Raw genomic sequence first — 19,094 nt, 5'->3', positions numbered from 1 at the left:
GTGCGTATGCGTTTCTGTAGATCCGCTATGAGAATTCCCGGTCACCCTCCGTGGACCGAAGGGTGATCACACACTCCAAAACCCCTTGAAAAACATGTTGATTACGTGAACATGACGCACAACGCACGGTCACGAATATGACGCTCCTCACGCGGCACTTTCACAGCTCCCCCTATTACAGAAGGAGTTGGTAGAGATGCGCCAATTCGGACACAAGCATCAGATGCGACGCAGCCGGAGAACCGTCGCATCGAGGTCTCCCCGCAGCCCGGTCCGCAGTCCGTGATGCAGCAGTACGGCACCTCGGTGCACTTCACCCGTTTCGCGGCATTCGTACGACGCCGTCGCATCGAGGCCGCGCAGTCGCAGCGCCGGGGCGGACTCGCCGTAGTGCTGGGCCTGGAGCCAGGCGAGGACGACCGTCTCGTCACCGAGGACGTACTGCACCGCACTGAGCCCGCCGGCCGGGGGCCGCAACCGGTAGAGGTCCCCGCGCTGCACGAGGGGCCGGATCTCCTTGTAGAGGCTCACCCAGCCACGAGCCTCGGCGAGTTCCTCCTCGGTCCACTCGGAGAGGTCTCCGCCGACGCCGAGCACGCCGGCCATGGCGCTGACGAAGCGGAAACCCAGTGAGCTGACCCGTCCGTTGAGCTGGGCGTTGGGGCTGTCGGTGACCCAGGCGGCCATGACCCGAGCCGGGTGGATCTGGCTGAAGCCGTGCTGGATGGCGAGCCGGTCGAGCGGGTCGGTGTTGTCGGAGGTCCACACCTGGTCGGTGCGGCTCATGATCCCGAGGTCGATCCGGCCGCCGCCGCCCGAGCAGGACTCGAAGGCGACGTTCGGGTGGGCGGCCCGGAGGCGGTCCAGGAGGGCGTACAGGGCGTCCACGTGGTCGACCCACAGGCGCTGCGGGTAGGCGTCGCCGGGCCAGCCGGCGTCGGTGAAGCAGCGGTTGAAGTCCCACTTCACATAGTCGATCGGGGCGCTGCACAGGAGCGCGTTCAACTGCTCCCAGAGGTACTCCTGGACGTCCTCGCGCGCGAGGTTCAGTACGAGCTGGTTGCGCAGTTCCGTCCGCTTTCGTCCCGACTGGTACTGCACCCAGTCGGGGTGGGCGCGGTACAGGTCGCTGTCCGGATTGACCATTTCCGGCTCGACCCAGATGCCGAACTGCATCCCGAGCGCGTGCACCTGGTCGGCGAGCGGCTTGAGGCCGCCGGGGAAGCGGTCGGGGTTGGGCGTCCAGTCGCCGAGGCCGGCCCGGTCGCTGGTGCGCGCCCCGAACCAGCCGTCGTCGACCACGAACAGTTCGACGCCCATCTCCGCGGCCCGGCGTGCCAGCACCTCCTGCTGCTCCTCGGAGATGTCGAAGAGCGTGGCCTCCCAGGAGTTGAACAGCACCGGCCGGTCCACGTCCGCGTCCGGGACGACGTGGGCGCGCTGGTAGGCGTGCCAGGCGCGGCTCGCCCCGCCGAAGCCGGCATCGCTCCACAGACCCGCGAAGACGGGCGTGGTGAAGGACTCCCCCGCCGCCAGGCGCAGCAGGCCGGAGTCGTCGTAGCCGGCCCCGCCGGTGACCTGCACGCGCGCGTCCGCGAGTTGGGCCACGGCGATCCGCCAGGACCCGGACCAGCCGAGGGCGCAGCCGTAGACCTCGCCGCGCTCCTCCGTGGCGTCCGTGTCGAGCGCGACCCAGGGCAGGTGCTGGTGCCCGGTGTGGCCGCGGCGGCTGCCGATGACCTTCTCGCCGTAGGTGAGGGGCGTGCGCACCAGCCGGGACTCGGCCGCCCAGCGGCCGTGCAGCTGGGACAGCCGCCAGTCCTCGCGCTCGGGCAGCGTCCAGGTGGCGGAGTCGGCGCGCAGGACCTCCAGGACGGGCCCCTCGTTGCGCAGGGTCACCCAGCGCTCGACGACGTCGGCCCGCATCCGGTAGTGCAGGGTGATCGTGAGGCCGCCGTCCCGGAACCGCAGCCGCAGCTCGCCGCCCTCGGGCTCGTCCGAGGTCTCGTACGCCTCGAAGGCCCACTCGGTGCCGCGCCGCTCGTCGGTACGGACGGACAGGGCCGGCCGGACGAAACGGGGGCCGCCCTCGACGGGGTACTCCTCGCGCCCGTCGAGCGGCGCCTCGAAGGAGGAGGCGGTGGGCAGCGGGGGTACGGCCAGGGCCTCGGCGTCGGCGAGCGCGATCCTGGGGCCCCAGTGCAGATGCAGCAGCTCGTCGCCCTCGGTGAGATGGACGGCGTAACTGCTGGTCGGCCCGGACAGAATCCACGTACGGGCGTTGTCGGCGATCTCCAGCATGCTGTCCCTCACAGATACGAACACACGCGAACAGGTCCGCTCACGCATCAACATCATCGAGTGCCACGATCCCTCACCACAACGCCTGTGGACAACTCAATGCCGTACGAACGCATGTCGTATCGTCGACTGCGTGCCCGCCGTCGAGCCGCGTCGGCGGAACCGACCGCGAGGAGACCCCGTGACGCAGCAGGTCCCGTCGACCGAACCCGAGCTGGCCGGAGTCCGCAACTTCCGTGATGTGGGCGGGCTGCCGACCGTGGACGGACGGCGGGTGCGCCACGGCGTGCTGTTCCGCAGCGGCCACCTCGCGCACGCGACCGGCGAGGACGCCGCCTTCCTCGGCTCCCTGGGCCTGCACACGATCTTCGACTTCCGCAACGCGGCGGACCAGAAGCTGGAGGGGCCCGACGTCGAGCTGCCGGGCGTGCGCAATGTGAACCTCCCGCTGACCGACCCGGCCGACGGCGGCGAGTTCTGGAAGATGGTCCGCGAGGGCGAGATCGACCAGCTCCGTGAGATCCTCGGCGACGGCAAGGCCGCCGCCCGGATGATCGCCTCCTACCGCACGATCATGAAGGAGCGGACGGCCGAGCACTCCCAGGTGCTGCACTCCCTGGCCGAGGACAGTGTCCCCGCCCTGATGCACTGCGCGGCCGGCAAGGACCGCGCGGGCCTGTCCATCGCGGTGACACTGCTCGCCGTGGGGGTCGAGCGGGAGGCGATCATCGCCGACTACCTGGAGTCGAACGCCAAGCACCGCCGCTACAAGGTGCACCGCAGCGGCTCCTCGGCATCCGGCTACTCCCCCGAGGTGATGGAGCTGCTCTCCCCGCTGTTCGACGCGCGGGCCGAGTACCTCCAAGCCGCCTTCGACACGATCGAGGAGATCTGGGGCGGTGTCGACACCTACCTGGAGAAGGGGCTCGGGGTCACCCCGCAGACCCGCGAGCGGTTGCGGGAGCGCCTGCTCGACTGACGCTCGGCACTCGACACTCGGCGGAGTCGTACGGCCGGCGCCCGCCGTCCCGGCGGCTACTGCTGGGCGCCGGCCTCGAACAGGAAGTAGATGAACGCGGCGAAGAGGTGCCCCACCGCGATGTAGATGATCAGGCGCACCCACAGGGCGCGCGGGAACCGCTCTTCCAGGTTCTTCATGATCTGTCTCCGATGGTGGGGCCCAGGCACAGCGTGGCCGTGGGACTCTGCAACAGGGTGTGGACGAACAGCAGCTCGACCCCGTCCGGGTCCTGGGCGGCGATGCGGTGCGGGGTCAGCGAGTCGAAGTGCGCGCTGTCACCCGGTGCGAGCAGGTGCGTGGTGTCGCCGAGGCGCAGCCGCAGCCGCCCGGTGAGGACGTACAGCCACTCCTCGCCCGGGTGCACGCGCACGATGTCGCCCTGCGAGCCGTGCGGGACGTGGACGCGCAGCGCCTGCATCCCGCGGCCGGGTGCCCCGGCCTGCCAGTAGGTCCAGCCGCCGGCCGCGGTGGCCTCCATGTCGGCCGCGCGCACCACCGCGTCCCGTTCGGCGACCGTCTCGCCGAGCAGCTCGGAGACCGTCGTACCGTAGATGCGGGCGAGGGCCAGCAGCATCGGCAGCGAGGGCTGGCGCTGCCCGGTCTCCAGACGGGAGAGATGGGCGGGCGAGAGCCCCGCGGCACCGGCGGCGGCCTCCAGGGTGAGGGAGGCGCGCCGGCGCAGGGAGCGGAGCCGGGGAGCGACGGTGGTCGGCAGGTCGTCGCGCGGTTCCGGCTCCGGACGGGGAGAGCTCATGCCCCCATTCAGCCGCGATTTTGCCTCTACGGCAAATCTCTTGCCTCAGAGGCAAAGTCGACGGACGGGCCGGCGGGCCGGGTCAGCGGTTGGCCACCGCCTGCTTGATCAGCGTCCTGCCGAAGTCCCACACCAGTCCGCCACCGCTGTGGGCGTCGTCCATGACGTCCGTGAAGGCGTCCACGAACCGGTCCACGTCCCGCTCGTCGACGACCAGCGGCGGGATCAGCTTGATCACCTCCAGGTGGTCGCCGGAGACCTGGGTGAGGATGCGGTGCTTCTGGAGCAGCGGGACGACCACCATCTGCGCGAACAGCCCCTTGCGCGCGGCCTGGAGCATGGCCCAGCGGCTGCGGAGCTTCAGCGACCTGGGCCTGCCGAACTCGATGCCGATCATCAGGCCCCGGCCGCGGACGTCGGCGAGCAGCTCGTACTTGTCGGTCAGTGCCGAGAGCCGGGACCGCAGCAGGTCGCCCGTGGCGCGGGCGTTCGCGACGATCTGCTCGGTCTCCATCACGGACAGGACGGCCAGGCCGGCCGCCATCGCCTGGGCGTTGGACCCGAAGCTCGCCGAGTGGACGAGCACCCGGTCCATCGACGAGTAGACCTTCTTGAAGATCCAGTCCTTGCCGAGGGTGGCGCCGACCGGCACATAGCCGCCGGAGAGCGCCTTGGCCACGCACACCAGGTCGGGTTCGACGCCGTCCTCGTGCTGGTAGGCGTAGAAGTCCCCGGTCCGGCCGAGGCCGGTCTGCACCTCGTCGGCGATCAGCAGCGCCTTGTGCCGGTGCAGCAGCTCCTGGGCGGCCCGGAGGTAGCCGGGCGGCGCCTCGTGCACGCCCTTGCCCTGGATCGGCTCGACGATCAGGGCGGCGACGTCGCCCTTCCTCACCTCGGCCGCCAGGGCGTCGAGATCGCCGAGCGGCACCGCCGTGTCGGGCAGCAGCGGCGCGAACCCGTCGCGGAACCCGGACTCGCCGTTGACCGACAGCGAGCCCGTGGTCAGTCCGTGGAAGGCGTGGTCGCAGTAGAGGATCCGCGGCTTGCCGGTGACGAACCGGGCGAACTTCAGTGCGGTCTCCACCGCCTCCGTGCCGCTGTTGCCGAAGAAGACGCGGTCCAGGTGCGGGCTGTGCGCGAGCAGCTTCTCGGCCAGCAGCCCGGGCAGCGGCTGGCAGTCGAAGCGGGTGAGGTCGGCGAGCGAGGCGTCCAGGACGTCGTGCAGCGCCTTGCGGACGACGGGGTGGTGGCGGCCCAGGCCCATCACCCCGAACCCGGCGAGCATGTCCAGGTAGTCATTGCCGTCGGCGTCCCAGAAGTGGGCGCCCTCGGCGCGCTCGTAGACCTTGTCGAAGCCGATGGTGTGCAGCATGCGCGGGAGCTGGTGGTTGAGGTATCTCGTGTGCAGCTCGTAGCGCTCGGCTCCGCGCTCGGCCAGCAGCGCGCCGAGGTCGAACTCCCCGGCCCGCGAGGAGGGCGACGCGGATTCCGCTGTTGTCATTCCTGTTGCTCCTTGGACAGCTCTTCCTTGACGGCCAGGCTCGCGCCGATCCGGCCGGCGACCTCCACGGGAGTGAGGCCGATGTCGGCGAGCACCTCACCGCGCTTGGCGTGCGCGAGGAACTGCTCCGGGATGCCGAAGCGCCGTACCGGTACGTCGACTTCGGCGTCGCCGAGGGCCAGCGCCACCGCCGCTCCGACGCCGGCCGCACGGCTGTTGTCCTCGACGACGGCCACCAGACGATGCCGGCGGGCGAGGCCGGGGAGTTCCGGGTCGACGGGCTTGACCCAACGGGGGTCCACGACGGTGCAGTCGATGCCCCGCGCCTCCAGCAGCTCGGCGGCCTGGAGGCAGACGGGGGCCATCACACCGACGGCGACGAGCAGGACGTCCGGCTCACTGGAGGAGCGGTGCAGGACGTCCATGCCACCGACCCGGTCGATCGCGGGCACCTCGGGCCCCACCGACTCCTTCGGGAAGCGGACGAGCGTGGGCGCGTCGTCCACCGCGACCGCCTCCCTCAGCTGTGCCCGCAGCTGTTCGGCGTCGCGCGGCGCGGCGATCCGCAGGCCGGGGACGACCTGGAGGACCGACAGGTCCCACATGCCGTTGTGGGAGGGCCCGTCGGCGCCGGTCACACCGGCCCGGTCCAGGACGAAGGTGACCCCGCAGCGGTGCAGGGCGACATCCATCAGGAGCTGGTCGAAGGCCCGGTTGAGGAAGGTGGCGTAGACGGCGACGACCGGGTGCAGTCCGCCCGTCGCGAGCCCGGCGGCGGAGACGGCGGCGTGCTGCTCGGCGATGCCGACGTCCCACACCCGGTCCGGGAACCGTGCCGCGAACTTGCCCAGTCCCACCGGGTGCAGCATGGCCGCCGTGATCGCCACGACGTCCTCGCGCTCCTCCCCGATCCGCACGATCTCGTCGCCGAACACCGAGGTCCAGGACGGCCCGTTGGACGGCGCGAGCGGCTCGCAGGTCAGCGGGTCCATCACCCCGACGGTGTGGAAGTGGTCCTCCTCGTGCGCGAGAGCGGGCTCGTAGCCGCGGCCCTTCTCGGTGAGGCAGTGCACCAGCACGGGCCCGTGGAAGCGCTTGGCGCGCCGGAGCGCGGACTCGACGGCCTTGATGTCGTGCCCGTCGATCGGACCGACGTACTTCAGCCCGAGGTCCTCGAACATGCCCTGCGGCGCGAAGGCGTCCTTGAAGCCCTTCTTCGCCCCGTGCAGCGACTCGTACACGGTGTGCCCGACCACCGGGGTCCGCAGCAGTACGTCCTTCCCCCAGGCCAGGACCTTCTCGTAGCCGTCGGTCGTGCGCAGCGTGGCGAGGTGGTTGGCGAGTCCGCCGATGGTAGGCGAGTACGAGCGTTCGTTGTCGTTGACGACGATGATCAGCGGCCGGTCCTTGGCGGCGGCGATGTTGTTGAGCGCCTCCCAGGCCATGCCTCCGGTGAGCGCGCCGTCGCCGATGACCGCGACCACATGCCCCTTCTCGCCCTGCACCTGGTGGGCCTTGGCCAGCCCGTCGGCCCAGCCGAGCACGGTGGAGGCGTGGCTGTTCTCGATGACGTCGTGCTCGGACTCCTCGCGCGAGGGGTAGCCGGAGAGGCCGCCCTTGCCGCGCAGCTTGGAGAAGTCCTGACGCCCTGTCAGCAGTTTGTGTACGTAGCTCTGGTGGCCGGTGTCCCACAGGATGCGGTCGACCGGCGACTCGAAGACCCGGTGCAGGGCGACGGTGAGTTCCACCACCCCCAGGTTGGGCCCGAGATGACCCCCGGTCCTGGCGACCGCGTGCACCAGGAACTCCCTGATCTCCTCGGACAGTTCACCGAGTTCCGCCTCGGCCAGCGCCTTCAGATCGCGTGGTCCCCGGATGTTCTCCAGAATCGTCACGTCGGGCCCCCTTCGGTCCGTGCTGTTCAACTCACGGTGACGGCCGGCTCCCCCGACGCGACGCCGTCCTGCTCCATCTGTTCGGCGATCTTCATCGCCTCCTCGATGAGGGTCTCCACGATCTTCGACTCGGGCACGGTCTTGATGACCTCGCCCTTGACGAAGATCTGCCCCTTGCCGTTGCCGGAGGCGACCCCCAGGTCCGCCTCCCGCGCCTCACCGGGTCCGTTCACGACACACCCCATCACCGCGACCCGCAAGGGCACCTCCATGCCCTCCAGGCCCGCGGTGACCTCGTCGGCCAGCTTGTAGACGTCGACCTGGGCGCGCCCGCAGGACGGGCACGACACGATCTCCAGCCGGCGCTGCCTGAGGTTCAGCGACTCCAGGATCTGGATGCCGACCTTGACCTCCTCGGCGGGCGGGGCGGACAGCGAGACCCGGATGGTGTCGCCGATGCCCCTGCTGAGCAGCGCGCCGAAGGCCACCGCCGACTTGATGGTCCCCTGGAAGGCGGGTCCGGCCTCGGTCACGCCCAGGTGCAGCGGGTAGTCGCACTGCTCGGCGAGCAGTGTGTAGGCGTTGACCATGACCACGGGGTCGTTGTGCTTCACCGAGATCTTGACGTCCCTGAAGCCGTGCTCCTCGAAGAGCGAGGCCTCCCACAGCGCGCTCTCCACGAGCGCCTCCGGGGTGGCCTTGCCGTACTTCTGGAGCAGCCGCCGGTCCAGCGACCCGGCGTTGACCCCGATCCGGATGGGGGTGCCGTGGTCCTTGGCGGCCCGCGCGATCTCCTTGACCTTGTCGTCGAACTGCTTGATGTTGCCGGGGTTGACGCGGACGGCCGCGCAGCCGGCCTCGATCGCGGCGAACACGTACTTGGGCTGGAAGTGGATGTCCGCGATCACCGGGATCTGTGACTTGCGGGCGATGGTGGCCAGCGCGTCCGCGTCGTCCTGCGTGGGGCAGGCGACGCGGACGATCTGGCAGCCGGACGCGGTGAGTTCCGCGATCTGCTGGAGGGTGGCGCCGATGTCCGACGTACGGGTCGTCGTCATCGACTGCACCGACACCGGGGCCCCGCCCCCGACCGCCACCGGCCCGACCTGGATCTGCCGCGACACACGCCGCTCGGCGATCGGCCGGACCGGTACCTCGGGGACGCCCAGGGAGATGGCGGTCATGGCGCTACTCGCGGTTTCCGGAGACGGTCTCACGCATGGCGCGCAGCGACTCCTTCAGGGATCCCATGGTGGCCAGGACGGCGGTGGGCTCGTAGCCGCAGTGCGCCATGCAGTTGGCGCAGCGCGGGTCCTTGCCGCGGCCGTACTTGTCCCAGTCGGTCTCCTCGATCAGCTCCCGGTACGTCGGCACATAGCCGTCGCTCATCAGATAGCAGGGGCGCTGCCAGCCGAAGAGGGAGTAGTTCGGGATCGCCCACGCGGTGCACGGGAAGTCGACCTTGCCCTCCAGGAAGTCCAGGAAGAGCGGGGAGTGGTTGAGCCGCCACTTGCGCCTGTTGCCGCCCGCGAAGGCCTTCTTGAACAGCTCGCGGGTCTGCTCCACGCCCAGGAAGTGCTCCTGGTCGGGCGCCTTCTCGTAGGCGTAGGCGGGCGAGATCATCATCTCGTCGACCTTCAGGTCGTCGTTGAGGAAGTTGAGCACCTCGATGATGGTCTGCGGGGTGTCGGTGTTGAAGAAGGTCGAGTTGGTGGTGACCCGGAAGCCCCGCTTCTTGGCTTCCTTGATCGCCTCCACCGCTTCGTCGAACACGCCCTCCTTCGCGACGGACTCGTCGTGCCGCTCGCGCAGCCCGTCGATGTGCACGGCGAAGGCGAAGTACGGGGAGGGTGTGAACTTGTCCATCTTCTTGCGCAGCAGCATGGCGTTGGTGCAGAGGAAGACGTACTTCTTCTTCGCCACCAGCTGGCGCACGATCTCGTCGATCTGAGGGTGCATCAGCGGCTCACCGCCGGCGATGGACACCATCGGCGCACCGGACTCCAGCACCGCACCGACGGCCTGGGCCACCGGCATGCGCTGCTTCAGCACCCCGGCCGGATGCTGGATCTTGCCGCAGCCCTCGCACTTCAGGTTGCAGGCGAAAAGGGGTTCGAGCTCCACGATCAACGGGAACTTGTCCCGCTTGCGGAGCTTCTGTTCGGCCAAATATGTAGCGACCTTGATGGACTGACGCAGTGGCATGGCCATCTGGCTCACCTCCTGGGGAGCAGCAAGGAACGGTGCCATTCGTAGAAAGCCGGAAGGACTGAACGAAGGACGCGGAAAGCCGATATTCCACCGCGTACCGTGCCGATCCGGACGAGTTCATGCTCTGGAGCGTCCACGACCACCCGGACGGCCGCAACGGGGCGCTCGCCCTCGCGTACAGCGCTCAGGAGCGTGGCCGCGGACTCCATGTCGACCGCGATCGCGCCGGTCGCGAACAGATCCGACCGTTCGTGACCACGCACGACGTGATCGGAACCGGTGAGCGGCCCGGTGTGGACGGTGCTCCCGGGCACCGCCCGCACCAGTTCCTCGACGAGCAGGCCGGTCCCGACGCACCGGACGGTTCCCCGCGGGTGCCGGGTCTCCTCGGCGACCACCAGATCGCCGGGGTGCATGCCGGGGGCGAGCCCCGCGCAGAAACCGGTGGCCAGTACGGCGGCCCCGGCGAGTTCCGGGTGGGCCAGGACCCGGGCGACGGAGACCTCGGCCGCCTCGGGGCCCATGCCCGTGCGCAGGACGGTCACCGGTCCGCCCGCCTGACCGCGGTCGCCGCCGCGCAGGGCGAGGCGTTCGATGCCGAGCGCGCAGGCGATCAGCAGCGGGGCCGGGGCGGGCTGGGTGCTCATCAGCCCTCCTTCGCTCCGGAGAACGGCTCTCCGTGGACGTACCGGCCGAGTGCGGTGAGCGGGAACACCTGCCGGTAGAGGTGGTAGTTGATGGAGAAGTCCCACGGGAACCCTGTGCCGGTGAAGTAGGGCTCGTCCCAGGAGCCGTCCTCGCGCTGGGTGCTCGCGAGCCACTCGACGCCCCGCTCCACGGCCTTGGAGTCCCGCTCCCCCGCCGCCAGCAGGGCCATCAGCGCCCAGGCCGTCTGCGAGGCGGTGGAGGCGCCGCGGCCGCTCCACTCCTTGACGTACTTGTAGGAGCGCAGGTCCTCGCCCCAGCCGCCGTCGTCGTTCTGCACCTTCTCCAGCCAGGCCACCGCCCGCCGGATCGCCGGGTGCGAGCCGGGGAATCCGGCGGCGACCAGGGCGGGCACCACCGACCCGGTGCCGTAGACGTAGTTGACGCCCCAGCGCCCGAACCACGAGCCGTCCGGCTCCTGTTCGGCGAGCAGCCACTGGATGCCGCGCCGGGTGCGCGGGTCGTGGGCGAGTCCCTCGACGGCCAGCATCTCCACCACGTGCGCGGTGACGTCCGCGGACGGCGGGTCGATGACCTCGCCGAAGTCGCAGAACGGCAGCCGGTTGGGGAACGGGCTGGTGTTGTCGACGTCGAAGGCGCCCCACGCCCCGTTCCTCGACTGCATCCCGAGGTTCCAGCGCACCCCGCGCCCGATCGCGTTCTCCACCCGCTCCGGGTCGTGATGCCGGACGCGGCGCAGTGCGAGTACGACCTCGGCGGTGTCGTCGATGTCCGGGTAGTTGTCGTTGTGGAACTCGAACGCCCAGCCGCCCGGGGGGAGTTGGGGCCGCTTGACCGACCAGTCGCCGGGGCGGACGATCTCCTCGCCCAGCATCCAGTCGGCGGCCTTGACGAGCTGCGGATGGTCGGCGGGAACGCCCGCGTCGGCGAGCGCGATGGTGGCGAGACAGGTGTCCCACACCGGCGACTGGCAGGCCTCGATCATCCGGGCCCCGTCCTCGCGCCACACCGCGAACCGGTCGAGGGACTCCAACCCGGCCCGCATCACCGGGTGTTCGAGGTCGTAGCCGAGCAGGTGCAGAGCGATCACCGAGTACACGGCCGGCGGCTGGATACCGCCCCAGCAGCCGTCGTTCTCCTGCCGCTCGATGATCCAGCGGGCGGCGCTGTTCATCGCCGCCCGGCGCAGCCTGCGCGGGGCGACCTTGCGCAGCTGGTGCAGCGTCCGGTCCAGACGCTGGAAGGCACCGTCCCAACTCGCCGCCGGAGCAAGAGGCCTGGCCGGGTTGGGGTCGGCGGGATCGGTGTGCAGCTCGTCCAGCGCGAAGGGCGCGGGCCGTACCGGGCGCTTGGCGGAGACGATCGTCAGCGGGACGATGGTCTGCCGGGCCCAGCACCCGAAGTCATAGATGTTGAGCGGCATCCACTTCGGGAAGTAGATGAGTTCCGGCGGCAGTTCGGGCAGGTCCTCCCACTTCCACCAGCCGAACAGGGCGAGCCAGATCCGGGTGAAGACCCGGGCGGCGGCGATCCCGCCCCGCTCGCGGATCCACGCCGACGCCTTCGCCATGTGCGGAGCGTCCGGTGCGTCGCCGGCCAGCCGCAGCGCGACGTACGCCTCGATGGTGGCGGAGAGTTCGCCCGGTCCGCCGTAGAAGGTGCCCCAGGTGCCGTCGTCGTGCTGCTCGCCGCGGATGAAGAGCGCGGCGGCGCGGGTGGTGGCCTCGTCGCGGATGCCCAGGAACTGACGCAGCAGCAGGTCCTCGGCGTCCATCGTCACATTGGTCTCGAGGTCGCCCTTCCACCAGCCCTGGGCGTCCTGCCGGGACAGCAGGTACTCGGTGGCGCGTTGCGTGGCACGTACGGCGGCTTCGTGTACCCCGGCCGCCACGGAGATACGGATGTCGGTTTCGCTGGCCGCGGCAGCGCGGGGCGGCAGGGCCCCGGTGCTTCCGTCGGTCGTCGCTGTCATGGCTTCCCCTTCGTGCAGTCGTGCTGAGTCGTTGCTGCGGTGGGTCCGCCGTCGGCCGGTGCGCATCGGTGCGGGCACCGGCCGGCGACTACGCGAGGGCTATTCGACCGATAGTGATCATCTCTTTCGTACGACGACGAAGTCGGCGAGCGCGGTGAAGCGGTCCCGCACCCGGTCGGGCATGTCGACGGCGTTCAGGGCCTCGATGGCGACGGTGTGCTGGCGCCGCGCCTCCTCGGCGGTCCACTCGCGGCCGCCCGCCTTCTCGATGAGGTCGGCACGGGCCGCGAACTCCTCCTCGGAGAAGTTCTCGAAGTCGTTGCTCTTGGCGTCGGCGGCGAGCATCTCGCCGAGCCGCTCGGAGGCGGCGCCGCCCGCCGCGAGCGCGGCCACGACCGGCAGGGACTTCTTGCGCTGACGCAGGTCGCTCCAGGTCTGCTTGCCGGTGGAGACGGGGTCGCCCCAGATGCCGAGCAGGTCGTCGACGGCCTGGAAGGCGAGACCGAGGTGGTAGCCGTACGTCTCCAGGGTGTCGGCGGTGCGGTCGTCGGCACCGCCGAGGACGGCGCCGATGGAGCTGGCGCAGGCGAGCAGGGCGCCGGTCTTGTTGCCCTCCATCTCCAGGCACTCCTCGACGCTGACGCGGTCGCGGTGCTCGTAGGAGATGTCCTGTGCCTGGCCGTCGATCAGGGCGCGGGTGGCGGTGGTCAGGCGACGGGTGGCGCGGCCGGCCTCGACAGTGCCGAGTTCCAGCAGGACCTCGTTGGCCAGGGCGAACAGGGCGTCGCCGACCAGGATGGCCTGGGCGGGGCCGTGCACCTTCCACACCGTGTCGCGGTGGCGGCGCTGTTCGTCGCCGTCCATCAGGTCGTCGTGCAGCAACGAGAAGTTGTGGACCAGCTCGACGGCGACCGCGCCGGGGACGCCGACCTCGGGCGCCGCGCCGGTGACCTCGGCGGAGAGCACCGCGAGCGCGGGCCGCACGGCCTTGCCGCCGTCACCGTCCGCGGGGTTGCCCTGGGCGTCGATCCAGCCGAAGTGGTAGGCGGAAACGGTGTCCATGGGAGCCGCCAGGCGGTTGACGGCCGCCCGCAGCACCGGTGTGGCCAGGGTCCGGCCGCGCTCCAGGAGCGCGGCCACGTCCACCGCGGTCTCTCGAGCGGCCGTCGAGGCCGGGGGCACAGTGGGCACTGTTTCTCCTCTTGTTGCGGTGACGGAGGGGGTGCGGGAATGTGCCGAGCCGTGCTGATCGAGCATCAGGCCGCCTCCTCGAACGCGAAGAGGTGGCGGGGGCGGGGCCGGCCCAGGGCGTCGAGAGCGGCCTGTGCCGCGCTCACACCGCTGCGGACCGCACTCTCCATGGTCGCGGGCCACCCGGTGGCGGTCCACGCTCCGGCCAGGTACAGGCCGGACGCCTTGGTGCGGGCGCCGGGCCTGAGGCGCCCGACGCCGGGGGTGGGGGCGAACGTCGCCGTCCGTTCCCGGGTGACGAAGAAGTCCTTCACCCGGGCGCCCCGCGCGCGCGGCAGCAGCCGCTCCAGCTCGGGCAGGTAGCGCTCGCGCAGCGTCGCGACCGGCTCGTCGATCTCGTCCCACGCCGCCGACTGCGACAGGGCGAGGTACTGCCCCTGCGGGAGCCCGGAGGCCTCGGTGCGGTCGAACACCCACTGCACCGGGGTGCCGAGGGCCGCGAAGAAGGGCCTGGCGAGGACCGTCCGGTCGTAGACGACGTGGACGTTGAGGATCGGCGCGGTGCCGATCTCCAGCAGCCGTTCGGGAGCGTCGAGCGCCCCCGCGGGCAGCAGATCGTGCGCCTCGCGCTGCGGTACGGCGAGCACGACCGCGTCCGCGGTGAGCGTCTCGCCGGGAACCTGGACGCTCCAACGGCCGTTGTCGTCGGTAGAGATGGAGGTGACGCGTGTACGGACTTCGGTACGCACGCCCGCGGAGTCGAGCGCCTTGCGGGCGAGCCGGTCATGCAGGTCGCCCAGCGGGACGCGCGCCCATCCGATGTCGGCCGCGCCCGGGTCGGACAGCAGACCGGTCTTGAACACCATCGCGGCGAGCCCCAGTGAGGCGTCCTTCGCGACCGCGTTGAGAGTGGCGACACCGACCAGGTCCCACAGGGCCTCGACGGCACGCGCCGACTGACCGTGCGCGGTCAGCCAGCTGCCGAAGTCGGTTGCGTCCAGGCTCGGATCGGCGAGATCGAGCCCCTTGAGCGCGAGCGCGGCACGGCCGACTCTGGCGCGTTCGGCGAGCGAGAGATGCGGGTAGGTCGCGAGGCTGCGCCCCAGATGCAGGGGTACCGGCAGCGCGTCGCGCCGCAGTCTGCCCAGCCGCCGTCCCTCGGGTTTGTCGACGTCGAGCACCGGCACGTCGAGACGGTTCTGCAAGGGTGCCAGCGCCGTGCCCTCGATGCGGTCGAGGAACCAGCGGTAGGCGGTGCAGCAGCGCAGGTACACATGCTGTCCGTTGTCGACGGTCAGGCCGTCGCGCTGGAAGGAGAAGGCGAGCCCGCCGAGGCGTGGCCGGCCTTCGAGCAGCGTGACGCCGATACCGGCGTCGGCGAGGGCGAGCGCGGCGGTGACACCGGCGAGCCCGCCGCCGATCACGACGGCGTCACGCCCGGAACCGGATCGTCCCGTCGCGGCCGTGCGTGGCCCTTCCGACTGCGTACCGTCGGTCATCGTGCACCCTCCCCCGAGCACCCGCCGTGCGTGGTGAACCGGCCACGGCAGGCCGTCGCAGTCAGGGACGCGGTCCCCCACCGGAGGGTTGCGTGCCGCTTTTCGCCGGTGGCATCACCTTGGACCGGATTGTCCATCAGGCGCGCCTCCTGACGGTCCGCCGGGTCACATGCCGGGCGTCCAGGCCGGACAGGCCGCGCACGGCGACGTACGCCTTCTCCCGGCCGGGCAGCGAGACCCGGCCACGCAGCACGGCCTCCGGGTCGCGCTCGATGCGGTCGAGGAGGCGGCGGTAGATGCCGGCCATGGCGGCGACACAGGCGCCGCTGCGCCGGTCGAGCATGGGGAGCAGCCGGTAGCCCTCGGCGAAAAGAGCGCGGGCCCGTCGCACTTCGAAGTGCACGAGGCCCGCGAAATCGGCGCCCTCCGGTGGTTTCGGCCCCTTGAAGCCGGCCGAGCAGCCGAACTTCGCGAGGTCGTCGGCGGGCAGATAGGTCCGCCCGCCCTCGGCGTCCTCCCGGACGTCCCGCAGGATGTTGGTGAGCTGGAGCGCCAGCCCCAGCGTGTCGGCGTACTCCGAGGCGCGTTCGGCACCGCGCGCGCCCGGTTCGGTTCCGAACACGCCGAGGGAGAGCCGGCCGATGGCGCCCGCCACGCAGCGGCAGTACACCTTCAGGTCGTCCCAGGTCTCGTAGGTCTCGCCGCGGACGTCCATCAGCACGCCGTCGATGAGCTCGTCGAGGCCGTCGAGCGGAATCGGGAAGGTCTCCGCGGCGTGCGCCAGGGCGACGCCGACCGGGTCGATGTCGTCCTCGTCGACCACGCCCGCGCGGATCCGGGTGAGCAGCTTCCGGGTGTCCTCGAGTCTCTCCGTCTTGATGCCGTCGGCCAGCGCGCCGTCGCCGATGTCGTCGACGCGCCGGGAGAAGGCGTACAGCGCCGACATCGCGCGACGCTTGGGCGTCGGCAGCAGTCTGATGCCGTACGCGAAGTTACGGGCCTGCTGTCCGGTCACTGCCTCGCAGTAGCTGTAGGCGGCGAGTACCGGTGCGGACACGTGCGGTTCCCACTCCACGGTCCGGATCACCCCTCTCCTCGCAGAGTGACGCCCACCTCACGCAGCAGCCGGAGCTTGCCGGGCTTGGGCGGGCCGGGAAGTACGTCGTAATCGGCGGCGGCGATCGCGTGGATCGCCGCCCTTCCTCCCGCCACGAACCCTGCGAGCAGCAGTTTCAGCCTGCCGTGGACGCTACCCACGAGGGGGGCGCCTTCATTCAGGAGGTCGCGGGCGCGTTGCGCCTCGTATGCAACCAGGGCGCGCACCGATGCGCCCCCGGTTTTCGTGGCGAGATCCGCTTCCTGGACATGAAAGCGCTTCATGTCCTCGGCGGGGAGGTAGACGCGGTCGCGGCCGAGGTCCTCGGCGACGTCCTGAAGGTGTTCGACGATCTGAAGGGCCGTACAGATCGCGTCGGACAGCCGGACCCGTTCGGGGGTCGAGGTGCCGGTGACGGCGAGCACGAGACGGCCGACGGGGTTGGCCGACAGCTCGCAGTAGGCGAGCAGGTCGTCGTAGGTCTCGTAGCGGGTGACGAGCTGGTCCTGGCGGTTGGCGGCGATCAGGCCGAGGAACGGCTCGGGGGTCAGCGCGCGCCGGCGGACGGTCGGCTGGAGGCGGCGCAGCAACGGGTGGTGGGGGGTCGAGTCGAAGACGCGGCGGAGGTCGGTCTCGAAGGCGTCCAGCAGCACCAGGCGGTCGTCGGCCTCGGCGGGCGGGACCCCGAGCAGCCGGGCGTCGGCGCCGCCGGGGGCCAGGTCGCCGTCGCCGATGTCGTCGACGAGGCGGGCGAAGCCGTAGACGGCCATCAGGTCGGTGCGCCAGGCCCTGGGCAGGAAGAAGGGGGCCACGGGGAAGTTCTCCGCGGCCGCCTTGTCGAGGGTGCCGCGCTCCGTCTCACCGGGGCGGGCCCTGCCGGTTCCCGTCACCGCCGGCCGCCCGGTGCGGGGACGGCACATGCTGCGTGGAGCTGGGGAGTTTCCGTAGCCATTGCCGTCACATCTCCCGTTCTACACCGCAGACCCAGGGCACACTATTTCGGACACGCCGCCCGGCCGTTCGTGCGGCTGTCCGGGCACAGGGGGTGGCGCGTTATCGCCCTACTTGCCGCGATTCGGGACCGGTACAGCTTACGTTGTACAACGCTCTGCGGTTCGTCGGGGTGTCCTGGACATCACAACAACACACCGATTGGTGTCAAGATTCCCAAGCGGGGCGGAAGTTGACGTTTCCTTTGCAGACGCGGAGCCCCGCCGGAGCAGTTCCGGCAGGGCCCGGGGAAGCGGGGCGGTCCTTTTCGTCCGGGGCGGGTGGACTACCTGCCCGTGAACTTCTCGTACTCCTTGAGGACCTCGTCGGTCGGGCCGTCCATGCGCAGCTCGCCGCGCTCCAGCCACAGGACGCGGTTGCAGGTGTCACGGATCGACTTGTTGTTGTGGCTGACGAGGAACACCGTGCCGGCCTCCTTGCGCAGTTCCCGGATGCGTTCCTCGGAGCGCTTCTGGAACTTGCGGTCGCCGGTGGCCAGGGCCTCGTCGATCATGAGGACGTCGTGGTCCTTGGCCGCGGCGATGGAGAACCGCAGGCGGGCCGCCATACCGGAGGAGTAGGTGCGCATCGGCAGGGTGATGAAGTCGCCCTTCTCGTTGATCCCGGAGAAGTCGACGATCTCCTGGTAGCGCTCCCTGATCTGCTCGCGGGACATCCCCATGGCGAGCCCGCCCAATATGACGTTCCGCTCGCCGGTGAGGTCGTTCATGAGGGCCGCGTTGACGCCGAGGAGGGAGGGCTGGCCGTCGGTGTAGACCTTGCCGCTCTCGGCCGGGAGCAGGCCGGCGATGGCCCGCAGCAGGGTGGACTTGCCGGAGCCGTTGGAACCGATCAGGCCGACGGCCTCGCCGCGGTAGGCGACGAAGGAGACGCCGCGAACCGCGTGCACCTTGCGCACACCGCGTTCCTCGCCGCGCTTGAGGATGCGGCTGAGGGCCGCGGTGGCGCTGCCCTTGCCGGTCTTGGCACCGTTGACGCGGTAGACGATGTGCAGGTCGTCCGCGATGACGGTGGGAACGAGCTCGTCGTTGACGTGATCAGCCACGGCCGTACCTCTCCTCCGCCTTCCAGAAGTACACGAAGCCGCCGAGCGCGAAGAGAACGGCCCATCCGCCGGCGGCCGCCCAGACGTGGTCGGGGAGGTACTCGGAGCCGTAGCTGTCGATGAGCGCGAAGCGCATCAGGTCCATGTAGATCGCTGCCGGGTTCCACTGGAGGATGTTCGCGATCCACTCCGGCTTGTCCCGCAGGAAGATCGGGATGGAGAACATCACCCCGGACGCGTACATCCACGTACGCATCACGAACGGCATCAGCTGTGCGAGGTCCGGGGTCTTGGAGCCCGCCCGGGCCATGATCAGGGCGAGGCCTGTGTTGAAGCAGAACTGGAGGACGAGCACCGGCACGATCAGCACCCAGGACAGGTCCGGGTAATGGCCGAATCCGATCGCGATGGCGAACAGCACGAGCATCGAGAACAGCAGCTGCTGGAGCTGCTGGAGCGCGAAGGACACGGGCAGCGAGGCGCGCGGGAAGTGCAGGGCGCGGACCAGTCCGAGGTTGCCGGAGATCGCGCGCACGCCCGCCATCACCGAGCTCTGGGTGAAGGTGAACACGAACACGCCGGTGACCAGGAAGGGGATGTACACCTCGCGGGACATACCCCGGTCGGCCTCCAGGAGCAGGCCGAAGATGAAGAAGTACACGGCCGCGTTCAGCAGCGGGGTGGCCACCTGCCACAGCTGGCCGAGCTTGGCCTGGCTGTACTGGGCGGTCAGCTTCGCCCGGGAGAAGGCGAGGATGAAGTGGCGCCGGTCCCAGAGCTGGCGGACGTACTCGACGAGGGAGGGCCGGGCGCCGCTCACGGTCAGCCCGTGCTTGGCGGCGAGCTGTGCCGCCGTGAGGCTCTCGTCGGGCGGCGCGGGCGCGCTCACCGCGACCGGGCCGTCATGCGTTGTCTCACTCACTGGTGGAAA

At 70.3% G+C, this 19,094-nt stretch carries 17 protein-coding genes; 1 reads left to right on the top strand and 16 read right to left on the bottom strand.

The genetic code is table 11. The features are described from left to right. Positions 1–219 precede the first annotated feature (219 nt). The gene (locus SLINC_RS38170) at positions 220–2,301 is read right to left on the bottom strand and encodes an alpha-galactosidase (protein ID WP_067442996.1); all 2,082 of its coding nucleotides are present in this window, start codon (positions 2,299–2,301) and stop codon (positions 220–222) included. Between the two features lie 181 nt (positions 2,302–2,482). Between SLINC_RS38170 and SLINC_RS38165 the strand changes: the two genes are divergently transcribed. Then, on the top strand, positions 2,483–3,280 hold the full coding sequence (locus tag SLINC_RS38165) for a tyrosine-protein phosphatase (RefSeq protein ID WP_067442995.1): 798 nt from the start codon (positions 2,483–2,485) through the stop codon (positions 3,278–3,280). 56 nt (positions 3,281–3,336) lie between these two features. On the opposite strand, the gene SLINC_RS38160 is transcribed toward SLINC_RS38165, so the two are convergent. The 15 genes from SLINC_RS38160 to SLINC_RS38095 all read right to left on the bottom strand — a co-directional run bounded on the left by SLINC_RS38160 (position 3,337) and on the right by SLINC_RS38095 (position 19,085). After that, a complete protein-coding gene (locus SLINC_RS38160; RefSeq protein ID WP_067442994.1) occupies positions 3,337–3,459 on the bottom strand; it encodes a DUF6126 family protein in 123 nt (40 codons plus the stop codon). Next, positions 3,456–4,076: a helix-turn-helix domain-containing protein gene (locus SLINC_RS38155; protein ID WP_067442993.1), complete on the bottom strand. Its 621-nt coding sequence runs from the start codon at positions 4,074–4,076 to the stop codon at positions 3,456–3,458. The genes SLINC_RS38160 and SLINC_RS38155 overlap by 4 nt, the downstream gene beginning before the upstream one ends. A gap of 82 nt (positions 4,077–4,158) precedes the next feature. Continuing rightward, a complete protein-coding gene (locus tag SLINC_RS38150; RefSeq protein ID WP_067442992.1) occupies positions 4,159–5,577 on the bottom strand; it encodes an aspartate aminotransferase family protein in 1,419 nt (472 codons plus the stop codon). Next, positions 5,574–7,472: a 1-deoxy-D-xylulose-5-phosphate synthase gene (gene dxs / locus SLINC_RS38145; protein ID WP_067442991.1), complete on the bottom strand. Its 1,899-nt coding sequence runs from the start codon at positions 7,470–7,472 to the stop codon at positions 5,574–5,576. The genes SLINC_RS38150 and dxs overlap by 4 nt, the downstream gene beginning before the upstream one ends. A gap of 26 nt (positions 7,473–7,498) precedes the next feature. Further along, positions 7,499–8,656 carry a flavodoxin-dependent (E)-4-hydroxy-3-methylbut-2-enyl-diphosphate synthase gene (gene ispG / locus SLINC_RS38140; protein WP_067442990.1) on the bottom strand — a complete coding sequence of 386 codons (1,158 nt, stop codon included), beginning with the start codon at positions 8,654–8,656 and terminating at the stop codon, positions 7,499–7,501. A 4-nt stretch (positions 8,657–8,660) separates the two neighbouring features. Continuing rightward, the gene (gene hpnH / locus SLINC_RS38135) at positions 8,661–9,683 is read right to left on the bottom strand and encodes an adenosyl-hopene transferase HpnH (protein WP_059194988.1); all 1,023 of its coding nucleotides are present in this window, start codon (positions 9,681–9,683) and stop codon (positions 8,661–8,663) included. A 5-nt stretch (positions 9,684–9,688) separates the two neighbouring features. Continuing rightward, positions 9,689–10,330, bottom strand: a complete 642-nt coding sequence (locus SLINC_RS38130; RefSeq protein ID WP_067442989.1) for a phosphorylase family protein — start codon at positions 10,328–10,330, stop codon at positions 9,689–9,691. Next, entirely contained in the window at positions 10,330–12,321 is a 1,992-nt protein-coding gene (gene shc / locus SLINC_RS38125; protein WP_067442988.1) for a squalene--hopene cyclase, read from the bottom strand. Before shc ends, SLINC_RS38130 begins: the two co-directional genes overlap by 1 nt. A gap of 117 nt (positions 12,322–12,438) precedes the next feature. Beyond that, on the bottom strand, positions 12,439–13,503 hold the full coding sequence (locus tag SLINC_RS38120; RefSeq protein ID WP_107406735.1) for a polyprenyl synthetase family protein: 1,065 nt from the start codon (positions 13,501–13,503) through the stop codon (positions 12,439–12,441). Between the two features lie 74 nt (positions 13,504–13,577). After that, complete coding sequence (gene hpnE, locus SLINC_RS38115; RefSeq protein ID WP_067442986.1) at positions 13,578–15,011, bottom strand: hydroxysqualene dehydroxylase HpnE; 1,434 nt, start codon at positions 15,009–15,011, stop codon at positions 13,578–13,580. Then, positions 15,008–15,148 carry a DUF6380 family protein gene (locus SLINC_RS50525; RefSeq protein ID WP_220472922.1) on the bottom strand — a complete coding sequence of 47 codons (141 nt, stop codon included), beginning with the start codon at positions 15,146–15,148 and terminating at the stop codon, positions 15,008–15,010. The genes hpnE and SLINC_RS50525 overlap by 4 nt, the downstream gene beginning before the upstream one ends. Then, complete coding sequence (hpnD, locus tag SLINC_RS38110; RefSeq protein WP_067442985.1) at positions 15,148–16,098, bottom strand: presqualene diphosphate synthase HpnD; 951 nt, start codon at positions 16,096–16,098, stop codon at positions 15,148–15,150. Before hpnD ends, SLINC_RS50525 begins: the two co-directional genes overlap by 1 nt. After that, on the bottom strand, positions 16,095–16,997 hold the full coding sequence (gene hpnC / locus SLINC_RS38105; RefSeq protein ID WP_067446153.1) for a squalene synthase HpnC: 903 nt from the start codon (positions 16,995–16,997) through the stop codon (positions 16,095–16,097). Before hpnC ends, hpnD begins: the two co-directional genes overlap by 4 nt. A gap of 386 nt (positions 16,998–17,383) precedes the next feature. Beyond that, entirely contained in the window at positions 17,384–18,163 is a 780-nt protein-coding gene (locus SLINC_RS38100; RefSeq protein WP_067442984.1) for an ABC transporter ATP-binding protein, read from the bottom strand. Next, positions 18,156–19,085, bottom strand: coding sequence for an ABC transporter permease (locus SLINC_RS38095; RefSeq protein ID WP_067442983.1), 930 nt, complete (start codon positions 19,083–19,085; stop codon positions 18,156–18,158). Before SLINC_RS38095 ends, SLINC_RS38100 begins: the two co-directional genes overlap by 8 nt. Positions 19,086–19,094 lie beyond the last annotated feature (9 nt).

The sequence above is a fragment of the Streptomyces lincolnensis genome (assembly GCF_001685355.1).
Classification (GTDB): Bacteria; Actinomycetota; Actinomycetes; order Streptomycetales; family Streptomycetaceae; genus Streptomyces; species Streptomyces lincolnensis.
This window is presented reverse-complemented; position numbering and strand designations above follow the sequence as displayed.

Bases quoted from the DNA above. Each gene is read 5' to 3' on its own strand.
- SLINC_RS38170 (WP_067442996.1), bottom strand. From the start codon at position 2,301: ATGCTGGAGATCGCCGACAACGCCCGTACGTGGATTCTGTCCGGGCCG.
- SLINC_RS50525 (WP_220472922.1), bottom strand. From the start codon at position 15,148: ATGGACAATCCGGTCCAAGGTGATGCCACCGGCGAAAAGCGGCACGCA.
- SLINC_RS38130 (WP_067442989.1), bottom strand. From the start codon at position 10,330: ATGAGCACCCAGCCCGCCCCGGCCCCGCTGCTGATCGCCTGCGCGCTC.
- SLINC_RS38155 (WP_067442993.1), bottom strand. From the start codon at position 4,076: ATGAGCTCTCCCCGTCCGGAGCCGGAACCGCGCGACGACCTGCCGACC.
- hpnH (WP_059194988.1), bottom strand. From the start codon at position 9,683: ATGGCCATGCCACTGCGTCAGTCCATCAAGGTCGCTACATATTTGGCC.
- SLINC_RS38150 (WP_067442992.1), bottom strand. From the start codon at position 5,577: ATGACAACAGCGGAATCCGCGTCGCCCTCCTCGCGGGCCGGGGAGTTC.
- SLINC_RS38160 (WP_067442994.1), bottom strand. From the start codon at position 3,459: ATGAAGAACCTGGAAGAGCGGTTCCCGCGCGCCCTGTGGGTGCGCCTG.
- ispG (WP_067442990.1), bottom strand. From the start codon at position 8,656: ATGACCGCCATCTCCCTGGGCGTCCCCGAGGTACCGGTCCGGCCGATC.
- shc (WP_067442988.1), bottom strand. From the start codon at position 12,321: ATGACAGCGACGACCGACGGAAGCACCGGGGCCCTGCCGCCCCGCGCT.
- hpnE (WP_067442986.1), bottom strand. From the start codon at position 15,011: ATGACCGACGGTACGCAGTCGGAAGGGCCACGCACGGCCGCGACGGGA.